This is a genomic window from Streptomyces sp. LS1784 (assembly GCF_020103755.1).
GTDB lineage: Bacteria > Actinomycetota > Actinomycetes > Streptomycetales > Streptomycetaceae > Kitasatospora.
The window spans coordinates 21,085-27,226 of record NZ_JAHSQD010000052.1; the positions used below are offsets into that span (position 1 = coordinate 21,085).

The window sequence follows — 6,142 nt, forward strand, 5'->3', positions numbered from 1 at the left end:
GGCCGTCGAGGCGGTGGGCGTCTTCCCGCACGCCTACGGCCCTGAGCCGGGGCCAGGGGGCGTGAGCCCCCGGGCCCGAGGGCTCACGCCGCGCCGAAGTGCCGCTTGGTGTCGGCGATCAGTGTGCGCAGGAACGCCGTCCCGGGCAGGTCGGTCAGTGCCGCGGGGCGGCGCAGCGGTGGGGTCGGCTCGTAGGCGAAGGTCCAGGTGAAGCGGGTGCCGCCGGCGGGGAGGGGCTCGACCAGGTAGTCCTCGCCGAAGCGCCGGTACAGCGGCAGGCTGGCCCGGGTGACGCAGAACGCGTGCCGCCTGCCCTCCTCCCAGTGCACGAACTCCTCGCGCAGGTGCAGCATCCGAAGTGCCGTGATCTCCCGGGTCGTGCCGACGCCGTGCGGGGCCGGCGAGGTGTAGCGCCCGCCGGCCAGGCCCCGGCACCAGGACAGCGGCGCCGCGCCGGCGAGCCCTTCCCACACGCTGTGCGGGGCCACCGGCAGGTCCATCCGGAAGCGGTGGCGGTGCGGCGCGGTGTCGAAGAAGGACGCGTCGAAGCGCTCCAGGGCGAACCAGGGCATCGGGGCCTCCTCGTGCGGGTCGGGGAACTGCCCGAGCGTATCGGGCGTGGATACCGGGCGCCTCGTCAGGTGATGCGCCGGGCCAGGCCCGGGTAGTCGGCGACCAGGCCGTCCGCGTCCAGCAGCAGGTCCGCCCGGTAGTCGCCGGAGGCGTAGCGGACGGTGGCGTGCCCGTCCTCGTGGCGGCGCAGGTGGGTGTAGGTCTGGCGGGAGGGCACGACCACCAGCTCGGGCACGCGGATCCAGGCCATCAGGAAGTGGTGCTCGCCCGGCTGCCGGTGGAGGGCGTGGCGCAGTACGGGCGGGGTGTTGGTGAGCGGGGACAGGCCGAGGTCGCAGTCGAGGGCGCCGTCGAGGTCGGGGCGCGGGGTGCCGTCGACGGTCCAATGGCCGGTGGTCTCGTCGCGGCGCAGGTCGAGGGTGCGGGCGGTGTCGGGGGTGCGGGCGGTGATGTGCATGCGGCGGGTGGTGAAGCCGTCGCCGGTGTCGAGTTCGTAGTCGAGCCAGTACGGCGTGGGCTCGGCGGCGGCGACGCGGCCGCGGGCGGTCAGGGCGGTGGGGCCGAGGGCGATCCAGGAGGTCTCCAGGCCGGCGGTCTCGGTGACCCGCCAGGTGGGTCGGCGGTGCGGTCGGATCCAGGTCATCTCCCGGCTGCTGGGCCTGCCGGACGACGTGACGGTCACCTTCCGGGGCATGGTCGACAAGGTCTTCTCCACCACCCTCTCCCCGGAGGAGTCGGCGGCCACCGCGACCGCGTTCCAGGCCCTGCTGGAGGAGCTGATCTCCGCCAAGCGCCGCGAGCCGGGCGAGGACCTGACCTCCCTGCTGATCGCCGCCCGCGACAGCGAGAGCGACGGCGACTCCCGCGCGCTGAGCGAGGAGGAGCTGCGCGACACCGTGCTGCTGATCGTCTCGGCCGGCTACGAGACCACCGTGAACCTGATCGACAACGGCATCACGGACCTGCTCACCCACCCCGGCCAGCTCGCCCTGGTGCGCGCGGGCGAGGCCGGCTGGGACGACGTGGTCGAGGAGGCGCTGCGCCGCAACGCACCGGTGGCACACTTGCCGATGCGCTTCGCGGTGGAGGACATCGAGCTGCCCGGCGGGGTGACGGTGCGCCGCGGCGAGGCGATCCTCGCCGCCTACGCGGCCGCCGGACGCCACCCGGTGCGCTACGGCGACAGCGGCGCCGACTTCGACGTCACCCGGCCGGTCAAGGACCGCCTCGCCTTCGGCCACGGCGTGCACTTCTGCCTCGGCGCGCCGCTGGCCCGCCTGGAGGGGCGCACCGCGCTGAGCCGGCTGTTCGAGCGCTTCCCCGACCTCGCGTTCGCCCCGGGCGCGCGGCTGGAGCCGGTCGACTCGCTGATCTCCAACGGGCACCGGGCGCTGCCGGTGCTGCTCGGCCCGCCGGCGCCGAAGGCCTCCTGACGCCCCCGTCCCGGCCCGCCCCTCGGGCGCCCCGGCCGCCGCGCGGCGGGCTCCCCGTAGGGTGGCGGCATGTCTGTTCCCGTCGAGCTGGTGGTCTTCGACTGCGACGGTGTGCTGCTCGACAGCGAGCGGCTGGCCGTGCGGGTGGATGCGCGGGTGGTCGCCGAGGTGGGGTGGCCGCTGTCGCAGGAGGAGATCGTCGAGCGGTTCCTGGGCCGTTCGCACGCGTTCATGACGGCCGAGATCGAGGCGCACGCGAGCGTGCCGCTGGAGCCGGGCTGGGAAAAGCGCTTCCAGCACCTGTACGACGAGGTGCTCGCGGCCGAACTCGCCCCGGTGGATGGGGTGGTGGAGGCGTTGGCCGCCCTGGAGCGGGCCGGGGTGGCGGACTGCGTGGCGTCCTCCAGCAGCCACTCGCGGCTGCGCTCCACGCTCGGGCGGACCGGGCTGCTGGCGCGTTTCGCCGGGCGGATCTTCAGCTCCGAGGACGTGGAGCGCGGCAAGCCCGCCCCGGACCTGTTCCTGCACGCGGCTGCCGCGATGGGTGTGGAGCCGGCGGCGTGCCTGGTGGTCGAGGACAGCAAGTACGGGGTGGCCGCGGCGCGGGCGGCGGGGATGCGTTCGCTCGGCTTCCACGGCGGTCTGACCCCGCAGGCGTGGCTGGCGGGCCCGGGCACCCGGACCTTCGCGGACATGCGGGAGCTGCCGGCGCTGGTCGCCGGGGCCGCCGCGCTCCCCCTTCCGTAGCGGGGCCTCGGGCTCGCGGGGCAAGCAGGCGCGCCCCTGTCAGATGTCAGGGACCGCTGCGGGCACGGGATTCCTAGGCTGACGGGCACCGGGCGGATCGATCGCCCGTCCTCGTACCAGCCAAGGGAGAACCATCATGCGCAGGATCACCCACGCCGTCGCCGCCCTGGCCCTGGCCGCCGCCGCCCTGACCACGATGGGGGCCGGCGGCGCCGGCGCCGCGGACGGCGACTGGGCGGGTTGCCCGTCGGGCGCGGTCTGCGTCTACCCGCAGGGCCAGGACCCGGCGGTCCGCCCCAGCGCCGTCTACTGGAGCTACGGCGCGCACAACCTGAGCGGCCAGTACGGCATGCACTGGGTGCTCAACAACCAGACCGGTGGCGCGCACGCCCACCTGTGCCGCGGCTCGGGCGGCGCCGACTGCGTCTACGACCTCTCCTCCCCGAAGGGCGTCTACTACGACCTGGGGCCGATCAACTCGATCACGCTCGACCGTCCCTGACATAACGTCAGATTTGAGCAGGGAGTGCCCGCCGCACGGGGGACCGGCGGGCGCTCCCGTCTTTCGCGCGCCCTTCCCCTGAAGCGTGTTCACGAAGATAACGAGTGGAGATGGATTCCAGGCAGTCTGGTTTTACTTATTGACGTCATGTACGCGCCCAGGGTTGACTCCCCCCACCCCGCCGCGAAGCCGCGGCGACCCCAGGGAGAGGCACCCTTATGAACGCCGTCCTGCGTCGCGCCCTCGTCTCCACCGTGGGCCTCGCGCTGACCCTGTCCATGACCGCCGCCTGCGGGAAGGCCGGCGGCGCCAAGAACGAGGCATCCGCCTCCTCCGGCAACCCGAACACCATCGGCCTGCTGCTGCCCGAGAACGCCTCCTCCGTGCGCTACGAGTCCTTCGACCGGCCGTTCATCGAAGCCAAGGTCAGGGCCCTGTGCGCACAGTGCAAGGTGCTGTACAACAACGCCGAGGGCAGCGCCGCCAAGCAGAAGCAGCAGTTCGACACCCTGCTCGCCCAGGGCGTCAAGGTGATCATCCTCGACCCGTACAACGCCAAGTCCACCCAGGACTGGGTCCAGGAGGCCGCCGCCAAGGGCGTCAAGGTCGTCGCCTACGACCGCCTGGCCGCCGGCCCGGTCGCCGCGTACACCTCCTTCGACAACGAGAAGGTCGGCGAACTCCAGGGCCAGGCCCTGCTGGCCGCGCTCGGCGCGCAGGCCGCCGAGGCGAACATCGTCATGATCGACGGCGACGAGGCCGACCCCAACGCCGCGGACTTCAAGTCCGGCGCGCACAAGGTCCTCGACGGCAAGGTCAAGAAGGTCGTCTACGAGCAGTCCGGGCAGTGGGACCCCACCGTCGCCGGGCAGAAGATCTCCGCCGCCGTCACCGAGTTCGGCAAGAACGGCTTCCAGGCCGTCTACTCCGCCAACGACGGCATGGCCGCCGCCATCATCACCCAGCTCAAGGGCGCCGGCATCAAGGTCCCCGTCGGCGGCCAGGACGCCTCCCTGGACGCCATCCAGCGCATCGTCAACGGCGACCAGGCGTACACCATCTACAAGGCCTACCGCCCGCAGGCCGAGGCCGCCGCCGAACTGGCCGTCGCCCTCCTCCAGGGCAAGGACGTCAAGACCATCGCCACCGCGAGCGTCGACAGCGCCACCGCCAAGAACATCCCGACCAAGCTGCTGGACGCCAAGATCGTCACCAAGGACACCATCGCCGCCACCGTCCTGGCCGACGGCATCTACAAGGTCTCCGACATCTGCACCGCCGACTACGCCGCCGCGTGCGCCGCCGCCGGTCTCAAGTAGCCTCAAGCACCCCATCCCCCAAGGTGGTCGTTCCCGTGACAGGCGCACCCGTCCTCCAGCTGCGCTCGGTCTCCAAGCGCTTCGGGGCCGTCCAGGCCCTCACCGACGTCGACCTCACCGTCCACGCCGGCGAGGTGCTCGCCCTCGTCGGCGACAACGGCGCCGGCAAGTCCACCCTCGTCAAGACCATCGCCGGCGTCCACCCCGTGGACGAGGGCACCCTCACCTGGCACGGCGAGCCGGTCCGCCTGGCCCGCCCCCAGGACGCCGCCGCCCTCGGCATCGCGACCGTCTACCAGGACCTCGCGCTGTGCGACAACCTCGACGTCATCGCCAACCTCTTCCTCGGCCGCGAGAAACGCCGCCGCGGCCTGCTCGACGAAGTCGCCATGGAGCAGCACGCCCGCCGGCTGCTGGACACCCTCGCCATCCGCATCCCCGACGTGCGCACACCGGTGGCCGCGCTGTCCGGCGGGCAGCGGCAGGTGGTGGCCATCGCCCGCGCCCTGGTCGGCGAACCGGCCCTGGTGGTGCTGGACGAGCCCACCGCGGCGCTCGGCGTCGAGCAGACCGCCCAGGTCCTGGACCTGGTGGAGCGGCTGCGCGAGCAGGGCCTGGCGGTCGTGCTGGTCAGCCACAACATGGCCGACGTACGGGCGGTGGCCGACACCGTCGCCGTGCTGCGCCTGGGCCGCAACAACGGCGTCTTCCCGGTGGCGGGCACCACCCAGGAGCAGATCGTCGCCGCGATCACCGGAGCCACCGACAACGCCCACGCCCGCCGGGCCCGCCGCACCGAGCACACCGAGCACACCGAGGAGGCCGAGGCCGTATGAGCGCCCCCGAAGCACCCGCCACACCCCCTCCGGTCGCCGACCCGCGGCTGCTCCCGCCCGCGCAGGGCTGGGCAGGGCGGGCGCAGGCCGTCCGCCGACGCCTGGCCTCCGGCGAGCTCGGCTCGCTGCCGGTCGTCGTCGGCCTGGTCGTCATCGCGGTCGTCTTCCAGTCCGTCACCCACCACTTCCTGCAGGCCGACAACCTCACCAACATCACCCGCTTCATCGCCGGCCCCGGCCTGATCGCGGTCGGTGTCGTCTTCGTGCTGATCCTCGGCGAGATCGACCTCTCGCTCGGCTCGGTGGCCGGCGCGAGCGCTGCCATCGCGGCGGTGCTGGCGGTGCGCCAGGGGTGGAGCGAGTGGGTGGCGATCCTCGCCGCCCTGGGCGCGGCCTGCGCCATGGGCCTGCTGCACGGCCTGTTCTTCGCCCGCGTCGGGGTGCCCGCCTTCGTGGTCACCCTCGCCGGGATGCTCGCCTGGAGCGGCCTGCAGGAGTGGGTCCTGGGCGACGCCGGCACCGTCAACAACCGCCACGACGGCGTCGTCGCGAGCCTGGACACCACCTTCCTCGGCGACGGCGACATCGCCTACGCCTGGGGCCTGGCCGTCCTCGCCCCCGCCCTCTACCTGGCCGCCCGCCTGCACACCGCCCGCCGCCGGCGCGCCGCCGGCCTCACCGCACCGCCGGCCGCCGACAGCGCGATCCGCGCCGGGGCACTGGCCGTCCTCA

7 protein-coding genes and 1 pseudogene are annotated in these 6,142 nt (G+C 73.2%); 6 read left to right on the forward strand and 2 right to left on the reverse strand.

Going from position 1 to position 6,142, the window contains the following annotated elements:
* Window positions 1-83: 83 nt before the first annotated feature.
* Together KS423_RS09540 and KS423_RS09545 are read right to left on the reverse strand one after the other, a co-directional pair.
* A complete protein-coding gene (locus KS423_RS09540; protein WP_224277168.1) occupies window positions 84-572 on the reverse strand; it encodes an SRPBCC family protein in 489 nt (162 codons plus the stop codon).
* A gap of 65 nt (window positions 573-637) precedes the next feature.
* Window positions 638-1,216, reverse strand: coding sequence for a putative glycolipid-binding domain-containing protein (locus tag KS423_RS09545; protein ID WP_224277170.1), 579 nt, complete (start codon window positions 1,214-1,216; stop codon window positions 638-640).
* Here KS423_RS09545 and KS423_RS09550 point away from each other — a divergent pair.
* The 6 genes and pseudogenes from KS423_RS09550 to KS423_RS09575 all read left to right on the forward strand — a co-directional run.
* Window positions 1,173-2,006, forward strand: coding sequence for a cytochrome P450 (locus KS423_RS09550; protein ID WP_308020162.1), 834 nt, complete (start codon window positions 1,173-1,175; stop codon window positions 2,004-2,006). The two genes, KS423_RS09545 and KS423_RS09550, sit on opposite strands and share 44 nt — an antisense overlap.
* Window positions 2,007-2,075: 69 nt before the next feature.
* Window positions 2,076-2,753, forward strand: coding sequence for an HAD family phosphatase (locus KS423_RS09555; protein WP_224277181.1), 678 nt, complete (start codon window positions 2,076-2,078; stop codon window positions 2,751-2,753).
* Between the two features lie 136 nt (window positions 2,754-2,889).
* Entirely contained in the window at window positions 2,890-3,255 is a 366-nt protein-coding gene (locus KS423_RS09560) for a hypothetical protein (protein ID WP_224277182.1), read from the forward strand.
* 218 nt (window positions 3,256-3,473) lie between these two features.
* On the forward strand, window positions 3,474-4,574 hold the full coding sequence (locus KS423_RS09565; protein ID WP_224277184.1) for a substrate-binding domain-containing protein: 1,101 nt from the start codon (window positions 3,474-3,476) through the stop codon (window positions 4,572-4,574).
* Window positions 4,575-4,609: 35 nt separating this feature from the next.
* A complete protein-coding gene (locus KS423_RS09570; protein ID WP_224277186.1) occupies window positions 4,610-5,410 on the forward strand; it encodes an ATP-binding cassette domain-containing protein in 801 nt (266 codons plus the stop codon).
* Window positions 5,407-6,142, forward strand: a pseudogene (locus tag KS423_RS09575) (sugar ABC transporter permease); the annotation flags it as partial. The gene KS423_RS09570 and the pseudogene KS423_RS09575, both read left to right, overlap by 4 nt.